9 protein-coding genes are annotated in these 19367 nt (G+C 41.5%); 6 read left to right on the top strand and 3 right to left on the bottom strand.

Annotated features, from left to right (window positions below):
* Positions 1 to 124 precede the first annotated feature (124 nt).
* The gene (locus tag BHV72_RS17575) at positions 125 to 265 is read left to right on the top strand and encodes a hypothetical protein (protein WP_195414218.1); all 141 of its coding nucleotides are present in this window, start codon (positions 125 to 127) and stop codon (positions 263 to 265) included.
* Positions 266 to 595: 330 nt separating this feature from the next.
* On the opposite strand, the gene BHV72_RS17570 is transcribed toward BHV72_RS17575, so the two are convergent.
* Complete coding sequence (locus tag BHV72_RS17570; protein ID WP_005679383.1) at positions 596 to 1489, bottom strand: AraC family transcriptional regulator; 894 nt, start codon at positions 1487 to 1489, stop codon at positions 596 to 598.
* Positions 1490 to 1661: 172 nt separating this feature from the next.
* On the opposite strand from BHV72_RS17570, the gene BHV72_RS17565 reads away from it, so the two are divergent.
* The 3 genes from BHV72_RS17565 to BHV72_RS17555 all read left to right on the top strand — a co-directional run bounded on the left by BHV72_RS17565 (position 1662) and on the right by BHV72_RS17555 (position 9370).
* Positions 1662 to 4478, top strand: a complete 2817-nt coding sequence (locus tag BHV72_RS17565; RefSeq protein ID WP_286857196.1) for a DUF8487 domain-containing protein — start codon at positions 1662 to 1664, stop codon at positions 4476 to 4478.
* A gap of 81 nt (positions 4479 to 4559) precedes the next feature.
* On the top strand, positions 4560 to 5942 hold the full coding sequence (locus BHV72_RS17560; RefSeq protein WP_005679385.1) for a sugar porter family MFS transporter: 1383 nt from the start codon (positions 4560 to 4562) through the stop codon (positions 5940 to 5942).
* 146 nt (positions 5943 to 6088) lie between these two features.
* Positions 6089 to 9370, top strand: a complete 3282-nt coding sequence (locus BHV72_RS17555; RefSeq protein ID WP_286857194.1) for a DUF5107 domain-containing protein — start codon at positions 6089 to 6091, stop codon at positions 9368 to 9370.
* Positions 9371 to 9509: 139 nt separating this feature from the next.
* Here BHV72_RS17555 and BHV72_RS17550 read toward each other — a convergent pair whose 3' ends face one another.
* Positions 9510 to 10703: a lactonase family protein gene (locus BHV72_RS17550; protein ID WP_005679387.1), complete on the bottom strand. Its 1194-nt coding sequence runs from the start codon at positions 10701 to 10703 to the stop codon at positions 9510 to 9512.
* A gap of 478 nt (positions 10704 to 11181) precedes the next feature.
* Here BHV72_RS17550 and BHV72_RS17545 point away from each other — a divergent pair, with 478 nt between their 5' ends.
* The gene (locus BHV72_RS17545; RefSeq protein ID WP_005680231.1) at positions 11182 to 14361 is read left to right on the top strand and encodes a SusC/RagA family TonB-linked outer membrane protein; all 3180 of its coding nucleotides are present in this window, start codon (positions 11182 to 11184) and stop codon (positions 14359 to 14361) included.
* A 12-nt stretch (positions 14362 to 14373) separates the two neighbouring features.
* Positions 14374 to 16110, top strand: a complete 1737-nt coding sequence (locus BHV72_RS17540; protein ID WP_005680232.1) for a RagB/SusD family nutrient uptake outer membrane protein — start codon at positions 14374 to 14376, stop codon at positions 16108 to 16110.
* A gap of 126 nt (positions 16111 to 16236) precedes the next feature.
* On the opposite strand, the gene BHV72_RS17535 is transcribed toward BHV72_RS17540, so the two are convergent.
* A complete protein-coding gene (locus tag BHV72_RS17535) occupies positions 16237 to 19077 on the bottom strand; it encodes a beta-glucosidase (protein WP_149921614.1) in 2841 nt (946 codons plus the stop codon).
* Between the last annotated feature and the right edge of the window lie 290 nt (positions 19078 to 19367).

The following is a 19367-nucleotide window of genomic DNA, read 5'->3' as shown; positions in this document are numbered from 1 at the left end:
AATACCAAAATAAAGAGATAAAGAGCATTTCCTTTTTAATACAATATGTCAAAGAACACTTGATGCTTACTTTTTACACAACCTCCGGGAAGGAGGAGTCCCCGTAGGGGGAGGTGGTAGGTGAATGCGTAAGTCAGTTATTATCTGCATTGTGTATCCACCTACCACCCCGGCTTTCAGCCACCCCTCCTTCCCCGAAGGAGGGGAATGGAGATACCACCGACTGGTTAAATTACCACCAAATTTGGCGAAGAACCGGAAATGAGAAAAGCATTTCTCATATTCTCATTGTTTTTAGATAATTTGTTATTAATCAATATAATAATGTATGAGAAATACTTTTTCAATAAGGTATTTCTCATACTTTTTTAACCTAAAACCGGTAAAAAACAGTCATTTCTCATACTGTTCGTATTGCATTTCTCATACTTCCTTTGTAGGTCCTCATCAGAATCAAGCTTTACTTCAGTTAGTTTCAAGGCTTTGAAACTAAAGTTTCCATATAGGGAAACTATTTGTTTCGCGCCTTGAAACTAAAGTTTCACCGCCTTGAAACTATTGTTCCAAAGGCTTGAAACTAAAAGTTTCGAGGCAGTTATCCTTTCTTCGATTTACGATATTCCCGTGGTGACATTCCCATGATCTTGCTGAATAAGCGGGAGAAATAATAAGTATCTTCTATACCTATCTTATAGCATATCTGATTAATTTTCATATCCGTGGTGTCGAGTAAAAAACAGGCATGCTGTATTTTTAATAAATTGAAGTAGGTTACCGGGCCATGTCCTGTTTTCTTCTTGAACAGCATGGAGAAGTGAGAAGGAGAATACCCGATCTGGTCGGCTATATCTTGCAGGCTGAGGTGTTTCTCCATATTTTCTTTCATATAATGAATTGCCAGTTCGCTTATATTTTCATCTTCTGTTGAGTCATTATGTGTGGCAGCGTTGCGGAATTGCTGTATATAGCGTAGTGTTCCTAAATAAAAATGGAACATGGAGAACGCATAACGCAGGTTTTCATTGCTGTAACCATTCTTCAGAGTATTGAATATCTCCTCGAACAAGTTGATTCGTGTACTGATACGTGAATGTGATTCGGGCTGGATATCCATTGGACGGCTTGCTTCCTGAGCGTAAAAAGGAGCAAGGATACCTTTGAAGTGTATCCAGTAAATAGTCCATGGAGAAGATTTATTAGAAGCATAGGCATGAGGAACTCCCGCAGGAAGGATAAAATATTGATTGGCGGAAACGGTATATTCCTGTTCACCTATCCGATACCAACCGGCCCCGTCGATACAATAAATGAATACATATTGATTGATCGGTTCTTTTCGTTCCCGGAAGTGATGTTTGGCCTTCGGATAATATCCTATATCCGTGATATGGAGCATGGAGGTCAGAGGATCTTCCTCCAGTTTGTCAACAATCATTCGGGGAAGCACTAAAGCCCTTTCTCCGGTAAATCCATTTTTTAACTTTACCATAATATCATAGTATGTGATTCAACTGTTTTATGCAAATATATAGTAATGTATACTATTTATCAAATATAGGGCAAAAAAATAAGATTGTCTATCTTTATAAAATGAAATTCTATTTTTTGTCTACTCAACCGGTTCTATCTTTGCAATATTAATTAATCAATCTTCTAATGGTATGAAAAGTTATAATATGAAATCTTTCTTATTAATAGTATTATTGGGAATTTCCAGTATTTCTGCCGCCCAAAATCTGTTGGATTTGAGTGGAAATTGGGAATTGGCTTTAGATAGTACAGATGTAGGGGAGAAAGAGGGATGGTATCTGAAATCTTTCTCCGATAATATAAGTTTGCCTGGAACCACAGATTTGGCCCGGAAAGGGACTTCCAACAGGCTCGTTCCCAAACTGGAAAAACCGCAGTTGCTTCGTCTGACCCGTAAGAACGCTTATGTAGGGGTCGCATGGTACAAGCGTGAGATTAATATTCCCAAAAGTATGGCAGGACAGCCGTTGGAGTTCTCTTTTGAAAGAGTCCTGTGGCAGAGCCGTTTATGGATTGACGGAGAAGAAGTGGCGGGTGCACAGGAAAGCTTGATCGCTCCTCATCGGTTTGTCATGCCGAAAGGTCTGTCGGCAGGTAAACATATAATAGCTTTACGTATTGACAATAGAAAGCGATATGATATTTCTGCAAACGACCTGGCACATGCTTATACCAATGACACTCAGATTATGTGGAATGGAGTGTTGGGTAAGATGAAACTGACTGCCCGGCAGAAAGTCAGTATTCAGCATGTGAATGTTTATCCTGATGTCAGAAATGGGAAGATACGGGTGGCGGTTACTTTGGAGAATAGCGGGCATAAACCGGAGAAAGTGAAACTAGCCTTGCAGGTCGGACAGCCTGAAGGTGGACAGAAGTTTGTAGAAAAAGAATTTCAGATTACTTTGCAAGAAGGCAGGCAGAAGCTCGAATATGATTATTCGCTGGGTACAGATATGAAGAAATGGGATGAATTTACTCCTGAATTATATAATTTGTCTGTAGTTTGCCGGTTTGACAGGAAGAAAACTGAACGGAAAGATGTTTCTTTCGGGATGCGCGAGATAGATAATGGTCAAGGCATTCTGACGGTCAACGGTAATAGAATTTTCCTGCGCGGAACATTAGAGTGTTGTATTTTTCCTCTGACAGGTACTCCGCCGATGACGGAAGAAGGTTGGATGAAAGTCTTTGCCACAGCCAAGGAGTGGGGGCTGAACCATTTGAGGTTTCATTCCTGGTGCCCGCCGGAAGCGGCATTTTGCGTTGCGGATAAGTTAGGTTTCTATTTACAGGTGGAACTGCCGAACTGGTCTTATACTATCGGCAAGGATGAGGCAATGACCCAATTTCTTTATAACGAATTTGACCGGATTGTCGAAGCGTATGGAAATCACCCGTCATTCTGCATGATGAGTGTTGGTAATGAACTCCAGTATGATTTTAAACTGTTGAATGACATGGTCAGATATATGAAAGGGAAAGATAGCAGGCGTTTATATACAACTTCGACTTTTACTTTCGAAAAAGGACATGGAGCGAAACCGGAGCCGGAAGATGACTTTTTTGTCACGCAATGGACAGATAAAGGCTGGGTGAGGGGGCAAGGTATTTTCGATCAGGAACCACCTTGTTTCTATAAAGATTACAGTGCCGCCATGCAGGACATGAATGTCCCTCTTATCTCTCATGAGATTGGGCAGTATGCCGTATTTCCGAATCTAAAAGAAATAGAGAAATACACAGGAGTACTGGAACCTCTGAATTTTAAGGCTGTTAAACAGGATTTACAGAAGAAAGGATTATATTCGAAAGCGGAGGATTTTCTGGAAGCATCGGGAAAATTGGCGGTCTTGTTATATAAGGAGGAGATAGAAAGAGCGATGAAAACAAAGCAGTTCAGCGGTTTTCAGTTGTTGGATTTGCATGATTTCCCGGGACAGGGAACTGCACTGGTCGGACTTTTGGATGCTTTCTGGGATTCGAAAGGATTGATTGAGGCTTCTGCTTTCAGGCAGTTTTGTGCGCCTGTTGTTCCGTTGGCTCGTTTTGCTAAAGCGGTTTATTCCGGTGATGAGATGTTCTCTGCATCAATTGAAGTTGTCAACTATTCGAATGCGGCTATTGATAATAAACAGATAATGTGGCAGCTGGCTGATGAGGCGGGAACGCAAATCTCGAACGGCAGACTGAATGTGGAAAGTATATCCAAAGGAACAGTGACACAATGTGGAGATATCCGTGCAGAACTTAAAAGTGTACGGAAGGCTTCAAAGTTGTCTCTCACGGTATCTGTAGAAGGAACTGAATGGAAAAATACGTGGCCTGTTTGGGTATATCCTCGTATCGAATCATTGAATGTCGGAGATGTCCTGCTGACTCAAGATGTAGAAGAAGCTTTGGCTGCGTTGAATCAAGGAAGAAAAGTTTTGTTTTCTCCGAAAATGAGTTATCTGAAAGGATTGGAAGGGAAGTTTCTTCCGGTCTTCTGGAGTCCTGTCCATTTCCCCAGACAGGCAGGAACAATGGGACTTCTGTGCAATACTCAACATGCGGCTTTGCGGCACTTCCCTACAGAAATGCATAGCAACTGGCAATGGTGGAATCTGGTGAAGAGGTCGAAAGTACTGGTTGTCGATTCGTTACCGCCGGTTGAACCGATTGTGGAATCTATTGACAATTTTACAAATAACAGAAAGTTGGTATCTGTCTTTGAAACAAAATGTGGAAAGGGAAAACTGATAATGAGTGCTATGGATATTCTTTCCGAGGGAAGCGACAAGCCTGAAATACAACAGATGCTTTACAGCCTGGTTACGTATATGAATTCTGAAAGTTTTGCTCCCCGGACGATGCTTGGCGAAGAGGATATCAGAAGCCTGATACTAAAGAATGAAGGTAAAGTGATAGAAACAAAAGCGACATCTATTTATAGGGGCTTGGACTAGAAAAAAGGAGTACCGGGTGTTCGGTCGAAAGTCTAAAAAACAAGTTTGCAAAATCAATTAATCAATCAATCTTCTAATGGTATGAGAAGTTATAATAAAAAGTTTGTCTATTTTATCTGTTTAGTATCCGCAATGGGCGGACTTCTATTCGGCTATGATTGGGTAGTGATAGGGGGAGCGAAACCTTTCTACGAACTCTATTTCGATATAGCCGATGTGCCTGCCATGCAGGGACTTGCCATGAGCGTGGCTTTACTCGGCTGTCTGATTGGCGCTATGGTGGCAGGGATGATGGCAGACCGTTATGGGCGTAAACCTCTCCTGATAATTTCTGCTTTCATATTCTTGTCTTCTGCCTATGCTACCGGGGCATTTTCAGTATTTAGCTGGTTCCTGGCCGCCCGCTTTCTGGGAGGTATCGGCATCGGAATCGCTTCGGGACTTTCTCCTATGTATATTGCCGAAGTAGCTCCTGCCTCAATCAGGGGAAAACTCGTCTCGCTAAACCAATTGACAATTGTGCTCGGTATTCTTGGCGCTCAAATCACAAACTGGCTGATTGCGGAGCCTATTCCTGCAGACTTCTCTCTCGCGGATATCTGCGCTTCGTGGAATGGCCAAATGGGATGGCGATGGATGTTTTGGGCGGCTGCCTTCCCTGCTGCGATATTCTTGTTGCTGGCATGTTTCATTCCCGAAAGTCCCCGTTGGCTGGCGATGAAAGGGAAAGAAGGGAAGGCATGGAATGTACTCAGCAAAATAGGCGGTGACGACTATGCCGGTCAGGAACTTCGCCTGGTGGAAGAAACCGGTTCTTCGAAGTCGGAAGGAGGATTGCGGTTGTTGTTTAGCCGTCCGTTCCGTAAAGTGCTTGTTTTAGGTATTATCGTAGCTGTGTTCCAACAATGGTGCGGTACGAATGTTATCTTCAATTATGCGCAGGAGATATTTCAGTCCGCAGGATATTCATTGGGAGATGTTCTCTTTAATATTGTGGTGACAGGTGTGGCAAATGTGATTTTTACTTTTGTGGCAATCTATACAGTCGAACGTTTAGGACGCCGTATTCTTATGCTGTTGGGAGCCGGGGGACTGGCAGGCATTTATCTTATTCTGGGTACTTGTTATTTCTTCGAAGTCAGTGGATTCTTTATGGTGGTGCTGGTCGTTTTGGCTATTGCTTGCTATGCGATGTCGTTGGGGCCAATCACCTGGGTACTGCTCGCCGAGATCTTCCCGAACCGAGTACGTGCCGTTGCGATGGCTACCTGTACATTTGCTTTATGGGTCGGTAGTTTCACACTGACATACACTTTCCCGCTACTGAATAATTTCTTGGGAAGCAGCGGTACATTCTGGATTTATGCAGCCATTTGTGCTGTCGGCTACCTGTTCTTCTTCCGTGCATTGCCCGAAACGAAAGGCAAATCGCTGGAAGCATTAGAAAAGGACTTAATTAAATAAACGATAACGGATTGTCAAATTAGCAAGTAAATAGGCATAACATCATTAATCAGGCTGGGAGGATATAAAACCTCCCTGTCTCCGATCTTCTTTGTCTTTTGTTTTTTTGTCAACGAATAAAAAATAAATTTATAATCAATAATACGATGGTAAAAGCATGGAAAGAAAAGGTGGTTATCCCTACCTATGAAGTAGGTAAACCGGAGAAGAATCCGATTTTCCTGGAGAAACGGGTGTATCAAGGCAGTAGTGGGGTAGTTTATCCTTATCCTGTGATTGAATCAATGTCCGATGAAAAGGTGGATAAGGAATACAATGCTATTTTTATCGAAAACGAATATATCAAAGTGATGATTCTGCCTGAACTGGGTGGACGTGTGCAGATGGCCTATGATAAAATCAGAGAGCGTCATTTTATTTATTATAATCATGTGATAAAGCCGGCTCTGGTGGGACTTGCAGGACCGTGGATTTCTGGTGGTATCGAATTTAACTGGCCTCAACATCATCGCCCCAGTACTTATATGCCCGTGGATACGACTATTGAGGAAAATGCCGACGGAAGCGTCACGGTATGGGTGAATGAAATGGAACGTATGTTTCATCAGAAGGGAATGGCAGGTTTTACACTTCGTCCCGGACATGCTTTTCTTGAAATCAAAGGAGTACTTTACAACCGTACCGAAGTACCGCAGACCTTTCTGTGGTGGGCGAATCCTGCCGTAGCGGTGAATGATTACTATCAGAGCGTATTCCCGCCGGATATCAATGCCGTGTTCGACCATGGAAAACGTGCCGTATCCAGTTTTCCTATTGCAACGGGTACTTATTATAAGATGGACTATTCCGCCGGAGTGGACATCTCGAACTATAAGAATATCAAGGTTCCTACTTCCTATATGGCTGTAAATTCCCGCTTTGACTTCGAGGGTGGATATGAGAATGATACCCGTGCCGGTATGCTGCATGTAGCCAATCACCATATTTCTCCGGGTAAGAAACAATGGACTTGGGGGAACGGTGATTTCGGTCGTGCATGGGACCGTAATCTGACCGATGAGGATGGACCGTATATTGAATTAATGGCAGGTGTATATACTGAAAATCAACCGGACTTTACTTGGCTGCAACCTTATGAAGAAAAGAGTTTCGTTCAATATTTCCTGCCTTACCGGGAATTGGGAGTGGTGAAGAATGCCAGCAGGGATTTGCTGATGAACATTGAACCGGAAGGAGAAGACTGTGTACGTTGTAAGATATTTGCTACTTCTCGTCAGACGGTAAACGTTATTTTGAAAGGAGAAGACGGTAAAGTGTATTATAGCAAGGAAGTGACTATCACCCCGGAAGAATTGCTGAATGAAGTGGTAAATGTGAATGGTGAGAAACTTAATAAACTGATTCTTGAAATCACGGCAAACGGAAGGGAATTGCTTTATTGGCATGCGGAACCGGAAGAAGTGAAACCTATTCCTGATGCTGCCGAAGCTGCGCTATTTCCACAAGAAATAAAGACAACTGAACAGCTTTATTTAACAGGTATGCATTTGGAGCAATACAGGCATGCTACTTATAATCCCGTAGAATACTACGAAGAAGCATTGCGGCGTGATCCGATTGATGTACGTAATAATAACGCGCTTGGTCTGTGGTATATACGTAAAGGGCGTTTCCATAAAGCAGAACAATATCTGCTTACTGCCGTGAAGACCCTACAAAAACGTAATCCGAATCCTTATGACGGAGAACCGATTTATAATCTTGGCCTTGCCTTGAAATATCAGGGACGTTACAATGAGGCTTACGACCGTTTCTATAAAGCTTGCTGGAATGCTGCTTGGCAGGATGCCGGATATTTTGCTTGTGCACAGATTTCTACTATGCAAAACCGCTTGGCAGATGCATTGGATGAAATTAATCACTCGCTAATCCGCAACTGGCACAATCATAAAGCCCGTGCTTTAAAAGTTGCTATCCTCCGCCGAATGGGACAATCAGAAGAAGCTCTGCAACTGATTGAGGATTCATTGGCCATTGATAAATTCAACTTTGGCTGTCGTTATGAAAAATATTTGATAACCAATGTTTCTGACGAGTTGGCTACTTTGAAGGAAATGATGCGTGGCGAACCTCATAACTATGATGAAATAGCGCTTGATTATTGTGCGGCAGGTTGTTGGCAAGAGGCTGCTTCTTTATGGAATATAGCTATAACTGAAAGTGCTGTTACTCCTATGACTTATTATTATTTAGGCTGGTGTCTGGTTCAAGGGGAATTACCGGGAACAGGACAGGTGTTTGCCCAAGCGGCTGAGATGTGTCCTGATTATTGTTTCCCTAACCGTCTGGAAGCAATCCTTGCATTACAATGTGCCATGGAGCAAAATCCGCATGATGCTAAAGCTCCTTATTATCTGGGTAATCTATACTATGACAAACGTCAGTACGACTTGGCTATGGAAGCATGGGAAACTTCTGCCCGGCTAGATGATAACTTCCCGACTGTATGGCGTAATCTGGCTCTGGCTTATTTCAATAAAAAGAATGAAGAAACAAAGGCTATCGAATACATGGAACGTGCTTTTCGGCTTGATACAACAGATGCACGTATTCTAATGGAATTGGACCAGCTTTATAAACGTGTTCGTCGTCCGCATAAGGAACGTCTGGCTTTCTTACGGCAATATCCTGATTTGATTGAGCAACGTGACGATCTTGTATTGGAAGAAATAACTCTGTTGAACCAGACTGGTGAATATGAAAAAGCCAAAGCATTGCTTGATGCACATAGCTTCCACCCTTGGGAAGGTGGTGAGGGAAAAGTACCTGCCCAATATCAACTAGCCCGTGTGGAACTGGCTAAGCAAGCATTGACTGCTGGCAATAATCAAGAAGCAATTGCATTATTGGAAGAATGCTTGGAATATCCGCATCATTTAGGTGAAGGCAAATTGTACGGTGCACAAGAGAATGATTTCTATTATTTCTTGGGTTGCGCTTATGAAAATCTGAACCGTAAAGATGAAGCTGTCAGATATTGGGAACAGGCCACTGTTGGGCCGACAGAACCTGCCGCCGCCATGTATTATAATGATGCGAAACCCGATAAAATATTTTATCAGGGGTTGGCATTACTAAAACTAGGACGCATAGATGAGGCGAATGGACGTTTTCATAAGTTGATTTCTTACGGAGAGAAGCATTTGTTTGACAAGATTAAAATGGATTATTTCGCTGTGTCATTGCCTGATCTTTTGATTTGGGAGGATAACTTGACTGTAAGGAATATAATTCATTGCAAATATATGATGGCATTGGGATATTGGGGATTGAATCAGAAAGAGAAATCTGCCAGGTTATTGAAAGAGGTAGAAAAATTGGATATTAATCATCAGGGGATTCAGGCCTTTCGTAGTTTGATCAAATGAGATAGTGGATGCTTTTTTATTCCTGAATGAAGAGCTAGGCTGATTTGTTAATCAGCTTAGCTCTTTCACATTTAAATTGTTTCACACTTGAAAGAGAATATAAGTATCAGGCTATATATAATTTTAGGTCTTGTGAATATTAGCTCTGTTTGGGATTGGGTATAAATTTCACGCAAACAGGTTTATCTACTTTTATGTCTCCGTGTATGTCTGTTAACAGGCCTGTGTCTGCATCTCTTTCGTATATCTGAATGACATTGCTGTCTCTGCAAGCAACCAGCATGTATTTGCCATTAGGCGTAATAATGAAATTACGAGGATGAATCCCTGTAAGTTGATAACCTACTTTTGTCAGTATTCCGTTATCCGGTTGGATACTGAAAATGGCGATGCCGTCTGCTTTCAGGCGATTACTGGCATACAGGAATTTGCCGTCCGGACTGATATGAATATCACCACTGCCTTTTGCACAGACTGTATCGGCAACTATGGTTTGGATTTCTTTTAAATCTCCGTCTTTATACTCGAAGGCTATTACTGTACCCGACAGTTCATTAATCAGATAGGCATAATTACCGTTAGGTGAGAATGTCAGATGCCGGGGACCTGAACCGGCTTTCACTTTAAAGGCGGAAGGAGAACCTTCTTTAAGAAAACTTTCCTTATTCTCTGCATTCGCGTCCGGGTTAATGATAAACTTATGTATTTGGTCTGTTCCCAAATTATCGGCAAACATATATTTACCGTCCGGAGTGATACGGACACAATGTAAATGGGATTTCTCCTGTCGTTCCTTATCGGTTCCCGAACCTTCGAACTTTATAATATCGGAAGCAGGCAGGAGTGAACCGTCTTTTGCGATAGGAAAAACAGAGATACTGCCGCCGCTGTAATTGGCGGTTATCACATTATTTCCATTTGTAATGATATAGCAAGGATCTTCACCACCGGTTTTCTGTGAATTCAATAATTTAAGAGTTCCTTTTTCCTGATTGAAGGCAAATGCATTGGCGGCCGCCTGTTCATTATTGAATTCACTGACTGTATAAATAAATTTTCCGTCAGCAGAAACTGCGAGATAAGAGGGATTTTCTACTTCCGTTTCACTAAGTGCGGTTGCCGTTCCGGTTTCTTCGTTGAAACGGAAACTGTAAATTCCCTTACTGTCTCCTGACGTGTAAGTTCCTACTAGCATGGTTAGTTCATTTTCCTTTGTTCCGGTTGGTGTTTCCATATCAGTCTTTTTTTTAAAGGTACAACTACTAATGGTAGTTGCAATTACACAGATAACAGCGAATGTATACAAATGAGTTGTAATCAATAATTGTTTCATGATATTGATATTTTATGTTGTACGGAATATTGCATAAATTGTATCAGTATGACAAAGGTAAGTGATTGACTTGGAATAAAGTCAATAATTTGCTGGAATTCTTCTTTAGGATTGTTTTTATTTTAAGAGAATATTTGGGATAGAGGAGTGGAATTATGTATTTTTTCGATATTCGAAAAAACGCTAACTAATCTTTTCAAAAAAAGACTATTTTTTTTGATTATTAGGAATTTTATGGTATATTTGCAATACCACAATGAAATAATACACATAAGCAAAAATAAATAGTGCCGTGAGGCACATCCTCTTACTTTAATAAATAAAAGAACAAGTTAACCATTAATTATTGTAAACAGTTCCTTGTCCGATTTCACGCATAGGGATTTTGTTTACTTCCTTATTATTAATGTGACCTTGATATAAATCTAATTACTAACTAACAATTTATTCTATGAAACAATGTAAAACACTGCCATTCATGTTTCTTCGAAGCATGTTTGTGTTATTTCTTTCTTGTTTGTCCGTGAATACTTTGGGGCAATCACTGACAGTTAGCGGTACCGTTACGGACGAAAAAGGCGAACCTATTATTGGTGCCAGTGTATTGGTAATAGGAACTACCAATGGTAGTATTACCAACTTTGACGGTATTTTTACTCTCAACAATGTAGCATCCAATGCTCAAATTACAATTTCTTATATTGGAATGAAAAGTCAGACATTGAGCGTTAATGGTAAGACTTCTTTTAAAATAGTTTTGAAAGAGGACTCTGAAGTGCTGGATGAAGTAGTAGTAGTGGGATATGGAACCCAAAAGAAGGTAAATTTGACGGGAGCCGTTACTATGGCTGATGGCGATGTGTTGGAGGATCGGCCGATAGCTAACGTAACCCAAGGATTACAAGGAGCTATTCCCAACTTGAATATAACATTTGATGGAGGTAGTCCTAACGCAACTGCGCAAATCAATGTCCGTGGAACAACATCATTGAACGGTGGCTCGGCTCTTATATTGGTGGATGGAGTGGAAACTAATGATATTTCTTTGCTCAATCCACAGGATATTGCAAGCATTTCGGTGTTAAAAGATGCTTCTTCAGCTGCTGTTTATGGAGCTAGAGCTGCATTTGGAGTGGTCCTGATCACTACAAAGAAGGGTACTAAAGGTGAGAAAGTGCGTGTGAATTACAACAACAATTTCTCCTGGTCGTCTCCTTCCAGATTGCCCGAAGGCATAAATTCCAGTAAATGGATTCATGCAATTAATCAGGCTAGTGTTAATTCCGGTGGTAACGGAGACTTTTCCACTGAATTAGTAGAAGCCATTGACAGGTATAATAGTGACCCGGTCAATAACCCTTCTGTATTTATAGACCAAACAGGCAAGTATACAGGTATAGGTCAGTGGGCGTATGCTGCTAATACAAACTGGTTCGAGGAGTTCTATAAGAAATCTGCTTTCATGCAGCAACATAATGCCAGTATCAGCGGAGGAACTGAGAAAAATTCATATTATGCTTCTATCGGATACAAAGGACAAGATGGCTTATTTGCATTTGGAGATGATACTTATAAACGTATCAATATGTCTTTCAATTTTACTTCTCAATTGACAAACTGGTTGGAAATCACCTTCCGGACTAAGTATAACCGTAACGAGTCGGACATTCCGAATACATACGATTATATGGGAAGTAGTCCTTATCATGAAGTTTATCGTGCTTTTCCTTTTATTCCGGTTTATCTGCCGGATGGAAATTTTGCAGCTGTGGCCGGTTCTAACTTCAACTATAATATTGCAGGAATCATGGCTCAAGCAGGACGTGATATTACTTCTTCCGATGACTTTTGGTATACGGGAGCATTCAATATTACTCCGATAAAAGGTTTGTCCATTAAAGGGGATTATACAGGAAATAAGTTTTTTAAGCAACAGAAAAAGCATCAAAATATTTTGTATCAATCACAACCGGATGGTACAAGTATTCCGCAAGGAAGTTCAAATGGGGTAAATAATGATAAGTACAATGACACTTATCAAGCTTTAAACCTCTGGGCTGAATATAAGAAAACTATCAAGCAGCACTCTTTCGGTGTCATGGCCGGATATAATCAGGAAAGTAAAAAAATAACAGCTTTGAAGACAAAAGTTTCAGGACTGTACGACAACAATACTCCGGTCAGTGACCTTGCTACTACTTTGCAGTCTATAGGAGAAGATGCAACGGTCTGGGCTGTACAAGGCATGTTCTTCCGCTTGAATTATGACTATTTAGGCCGATATCTGTTGGAAGTGAATGGACGTTATGATGGTTCTTCCAAATATAAAAGCGGTTCACAATGGGGATTTTTCCCTTCTGTGTCTGTTGGTTGGAGACTGTCGGAAGAAAAGTTTTTTGAACCTGCACGCAACCTTTTTGATAATGTAAAGCTTCGCGCTTCTATCGGAACACTAGGCAATCAGGTAACAAACGGAAATTTTGACTATTTAGGTTATCTGGATAATGAAACTTTATCTTATGTAATGGGTGGAAAAGTTATATCCGGATTGAAAGCACCGACATTGGCAAGTACCAATATTACTTGGGAAAAGGTAACAACTACCAATTTCGGTCTGGATATCGCTATGTTGAATAACCGTTTAAATGCTTCATTCGATTACTATATCCGTAATACAAACGATATGGTGATTTCTAAAACCTATCCGGCCGTATTGGGAAGTTCCGGTGGTAAAGAAAATTTGGCGAATATGCGGACGAATGGTTGGGAATTATCTGTTTCTTGGAATGATAAGATTAATAATGTCGGAGGCAGTCCGTTAATGTATTCTATCGGTGTAGGACTTGCAGACAGTTATTCAACTATTACAAAATTCGATAATCCGGAAGGAGCTTTGAATAATTACTATGAAGGTAAGCGAATCGGAGAAATATGGGGGTATGTAACTGATGGATTCATTCAGGACGAAGCAGAAGCTCAGAGAATGGCTACTATTCAGGGAGATATATCAAAGACTTGGAAAGTAGGTGACATACGTTATAAAGATTTGGATGGAGTGGAAGGTATTACATCTGCCAAGACTATCTATAATACAGGTGACCAGAAAGTGATAGGTAACACCACTCCCCGTTATTCTTTCAATATCAATGCCAGTGCTTCCTGGAAGGGATTCGATGTGCGTGTCTTTTTTGAAGGGATAGCTAAAAGAGATTTATGGATTGACAGCCCGGTGTTTTGGGGATTTCCGAGTAATAGCAACGTATGGCAATCTGCTGTTAATGATTACCATGTTGATAATTCTTGGAGTGAGAATAATACCAATGCCTATTACCCGCTTCCAAGTTATAGTGGCAGGAGTAAGCAAACCCAAACAAAATACTTGCAGAATGGTGCATATATTCGTTTGAAGGATTTAACAATCAGTTACACAATACCTAAAGCGTGGATATCTACAGTTGGAATCGAGCAATTGAAAGTATTTGCAAGTGGTCAGAATTTATGGGTAGGGACTAAGCTATTTAAGTATCTGGATCCGGATATTGTCAGTACACGTCAGTCCAACTCCAAAGACAATAAATTGGTGGGTAATCTTACTTCCGATGGTAAGGCTTATCCGTTTAGTCGGACCTTCTCATTTGGTATTAACTTAACTTTTTAAAATCTGTTTATTATGAAAAAAATAATTATACTAGGACTAGGGGTAGCGGCATTCTTTATGCAGGGATGCGATTTTCTAGACAGGACCCCGGAAGATATCATTGAAACCGGAAAATTCTTTGAATCTGCCAATGCCAATGCTTTAGAACAATATTGCAATGACTTTTATCCAAAGTTGATTAACGGTCATGGTGCCCCTAAAGGGTACAATTCGATGTTGGAAGACGACTGGAACTCGGACAATATTCTTCCTTGGGAAAAGAATGATGTAAGCTTCGGACATCAGATAGCTGTAAAAAATGCTTCTGATGAAGGGTCTGATTGGAAGTGGGAGAATATTCGTGCATGCAACGAGTTTCTAATGAATTATGAGAAATCACCGGAAACAGAAATTGTGAAGCAACAATACGCTGGAGAAATCTTGTTCTTCAAGTGCATGGATTATTTTAATAAAGTAAGAAAATACGGTGATCTTCCTTGGTATGACACAGCACTGACACCTTCTGATACGGAAGAATTATATAAAGGGCGTGATTCCCGGATTCTTGTCATGGATAATGTATTGAGAGACATTAACCAGGCTATTGCATGGTTGCCTAAAAAGACAAAGGTATATAGGGTGAGTAAAGATGCGGCTTTAGCTTTAAAAGCACGAATCTGTTTGTTTGAGGGTACTTATCGTCGTTACCATAATATAGAAAATGACACCAAATTCCTACAAGCTGCTTATGATGCTGCTGGTGAATTAATGAAATCGGAATATGGATATAAATTGTATGAAGGAACTTCTCCCGCTACGGCATATCACGAATTATTTATTCAGGATAATTATAATACTAACACAGAGGTTATTCTATCAAAAGAATATGACCCCAAAGTTGATAAAGGTAATAATGTAACCCGGCAACTACGTTTGGGTGAAATGGCTCAAATGATGGGTATGAGCAAAGATTGTGCAGATGATTATTTGACAATAACAGGGCAACCGTATGACCAGACGGGGGTAACGTCGGTTAAAGATGAATTGGAGAATCGTGACCCACGTCTGTTGCAGACAATCGCGACCCCGTATGCAGGACCTTATACTTATTATTTGGAAGGGAAAAGAAGTTCAATATCTTCTTTCCTTGAAGGAGGGACACATTCCAGTACGGGATACGCAATTGCTAAGTTTTATAACGAAAAAGAGTTTTCCGATACTCATGGCGTAGGTACTCTGGATGCTATCATATTCCGTTATGCTGAGGTGTTACTGATTCGCGCTGAAGCCGGAGCAGAATTAGGAAAAGATCCTGAATTGGATTTGACTGTAAATGCTTTAAGAAAACGTGTCGGATTTAATGTAAAGCTAACCAGTTCGCCGGCAACCGACCCTAAACTGGTAGCCAAGCATCCGATTATTAAAGGAACTAATGCGGATTTGATTCGTGAGATCCGTCGTGAGCGCCGCGTGGAATTGTTCGGAGAAGGATTACGTTACGCTGATTTGATGCGTTGGGGATGTGGTGAAAGACTGGTAGCCCCCAAAGCGGGAATGATGCTATATACAGATGTTTACACACCTGAGGAAATCGCTGTATTGAAAACAGAAGTGGGAACTTATGCAGATGGAAGTTTGGATGTATATGGAAAACGTGTGACTACCCCGGCTATATTTGAATCTCCCAAACATTACTTATTTTCTTTGCCATTAAACGAAATGGCTCTGAATCCTAAGTTGAAGCCAAATAATCCGGGCTGGGGAGATTGATGGAAATGAACATATAAAATAATTTAGAGGAAAAGACTGATAGAAAAGTCGGTAGTATCGAAAAGTTTCTTCTTTCGGAAAGAAGGGGAATTGAAGATACTACCGACTTTTTAAACACGCCTTTTCCTATTTTTGCAGTTGGGGAAGTTTTATCTCTGCTACTCCTACTCGGTCACTACCTAGTACAATGCGTAAATCGCTGGCAGTAGTTCCTTTGAAACGGAAGTCCAACAGTTTATTGTACTCTTTCACAGTACCGGAATATACAGTGAGGAATTGTCCGCCGCCACTCGATAGTTGTATCTCGAAGTCAGTTTCCAGTCCGTTCTCACGGGAGAAGGCAATGGATACTCCGTCTATTTTAGCTCCATTCTGTAAGGTAAAGGTAATGTAGTCCCCTTTATTGCCTTCCCAGAACGTAGTTAAATTATTATCAATTACATTATCTACTGTGTCTGCATTGGTACTGGCACTGACAGGAGTACTGTCCTTGTTTGTATTTGTGGCAGGAGCTTGCCCCGGCTCTACAACAGTCAGTGTTCCGTTCAGACGAATATCCGTAGAAGAAGCTCCCAGCATCAATGTGAAGTCACCCGGCTCTACTACCCAATGCATATCTGCATTCAGCAGTTCCAGTGCTTTGCGGTCGATAGGGAAAGTGATTTCTTTCGTTTCACCCGGTTTCAGGTGTACCCGTTCGAATCCGACAAGGTTCTTCTCATAAGTAGTGACGCTGCTCAGTACATCACGTACATACAGTTGTATCACTTCGTCTCCTGATCGTTTTCCGGTATTGGTCACTTTACAGGTGACATAAGCCTTTTGGTTGGGAGTGATAATAGCCGGAGAGATTTTCAAGTCGGAGTATTCGAAAGTGGTATAACTTAACCCGTATCCGAAAGGATATAATGCGCCGTTGGCACGAGACATATTGCCGTCCGGTCCCGGGTTCTTGCCGCCGTCAATCTGAGAAGAAGGTTTGCAAGGGAAGTTGAAAGGTATTTGGCCTACGGTTTTGGGGAAAGTTACAGTCAGTTTACCTCCGGGATTATAATCTCCAAAGAGTATATCTGCTACAGCTATTCCACCTTTAGATCCCGGATACCATGCCTCGAGAATAGCAGGGACAAACTTGTCTGCCCAGTTGATAGATAGTGGACGTCCGTTGATAAGAACCAACACGACAGGCTTTCCCGTAGCCACTACTGCTTTTAGTAAATCGAGTTGACGACCGGGTAAGTCGAGACTGCTGCGGGATTTGTTTTCTCCGCACGTGCGCTGTCCGCCACCTAGCACGACAATAGCTACATCTGCCTGTTTGGCCTGACTGACAGCTTTGTCTATTTCTTTTTGTTCTTCATCTGTCAGAGGATAGTCAATCAATTCTGATTCCGGCCAGTTGGCATCTACCAAGTCGCAGCCTTTAGTATAAAGTACATCTGCTTTATCTTTCATTTTTTCCTGAATGCCTTTTAGAACAGAAGTAACCTCTACTGCCAAAGGTCCGTAATGAGTTAGCGCATACGAATGCTCATCTGCATTCGGACCGCAGACTGCTATTTTTCGGATCTTTGAAGGATCTAGAGGCAACACATTCTTTTCATTTTTCAAGAGTACGATGGATTCACGAGAGGCTTGCAAAGCGACTTCCTCGTTCTCTTTCTTTTCCACTTCCTCATCCGCTCCTTTCAAATCTGTCTGGTAAGGAGTATCGAATAAGCCGACAAGGAACTTCACTCTCAGAATATCACGTACACGGTCATTGATTACTTCTTCGCTTAGTCCTCCTTCTTTTACCAACTCTCTTAAAGGCAATACGTACGAATCCGGTGAACGGAATGTACAACGCACGTTCAATCCGGCTTCCACGCTTTGGCGAACGGCTTCTTTCATATCTTTGGCGGTCCCGTGTTTGGTATAAAGATATTCTACGGCATCACTGTCCGAAACGACATATCCACGGAATCCCATTTCTCCGCGCAGGCGGGTAGTCAGCCAGTAATAGCTGCTTTGAATAGGAAAACCGTCATAGTCATTATAAGAACTCATTACGCCGAGTAATCCCGCTTCGCGGATAACTCTTTTAAAAGGATAGGCATGAAGCATCTCCACTTCACGCGGTGACATCTGCGGGTCGACACGAGCCATTCCTTCGCGTGCACCTTTGTTGTTGCTATAAGCGATAAAGTGTTTTCCGGTAGCTGCAACCTGATGATTGTGTTGCATACCCCGCACCATTTCAATACCTAATTCTGCTACCAGATATGGTGATTCTCCATACACTTCTTCATAGCGTCCCCAGCGTTGGTCACGTCCGACGTCGAGTATCGGGGCATATACATTGGTGTATCCCAACATACGCGCTTCCCGTCCGGTTATCAGTCCTACCTGGTGAATTAGTTGACGGTTCCACGTATGTCCCAGTCCCAGTTGAGTAGGGAAGTTGGTAGCCTTGTAACTTTCCACTCCGCGAATCCCTTCGTTTGTAAAATCGGTAGGAATCCCGAGTCGTGTCTCTTCAATAAAGAAACGTTGCACTTCATTCAGCGCCCAGGCATGTTTGGATGCCGGCCATACATATTCATTGTCCGACGGTGGAAGCCCCCATTGTTGGAAACCGTTCAAGTGTTCGTCAATGGCTCCGATACCGTCCTTCCATAGTTGGTTTTTCCATTCAGAAGTAGGCAAATCATCTTTCAAAACCCGTTTGTAACCGTAAAGAGTCACCATTTGGCAAGTTTTTTCTTCCAGTGTCATCTGACTGAGCAGGTCTTCTATACGTGCATCGATAGGTGCTGTCGGATCTTCGTAGGTATCTTTAACACCATTTTTATTGAAGTCTATCCATCCTTTCTTATACATTTCCGAACGGACGGGTTTATAAACATTAGGTATTTTAGTCGTTTTTTGTGCCAGGAGGAGTACACAACTTCCTAGAAATAAGCTGGTAATTAAAAGTTTTTTCATGATATCTTTTTGTGTTAAGAATAAATTTGCCCTGTAAAGATACTGCTTTGATATAATATTTGCTAACGTCTTCTCGTAATTTCGAAAACATTTCCTATCTTTGTACCCTTGAAAAGCGTTATAAACAAATGCTGTTTTGTACGAATAAGAATTTGGGCTTGACTGGATTTGACAGCGGGCAGAAATGGTAAGTAAGCATGCAGTGGGTCGGTAATTTCCACTTAAATCTCAGTTATCAAAATTTTATCTGGCGAAACTAATTACGCTCTTGCTGCTTAATCGAATCATAG

The sequence above is a fragment of the Bacteroides sp. 43_46 genome (assembly GCF_001915455.1).
Classification (GTDB): domain Bacteria; phylum Bacteroidota; class Bacteroidia; order Bacteroidales; family Bacteroidaceae; genus Bacteroides; species Bacteroides caccae.
The sequence above is the reverse complement of the archived record's forward strand: the minus strand, read 5'-3'. Positions and strand labels throughout refer to the sequence as shown.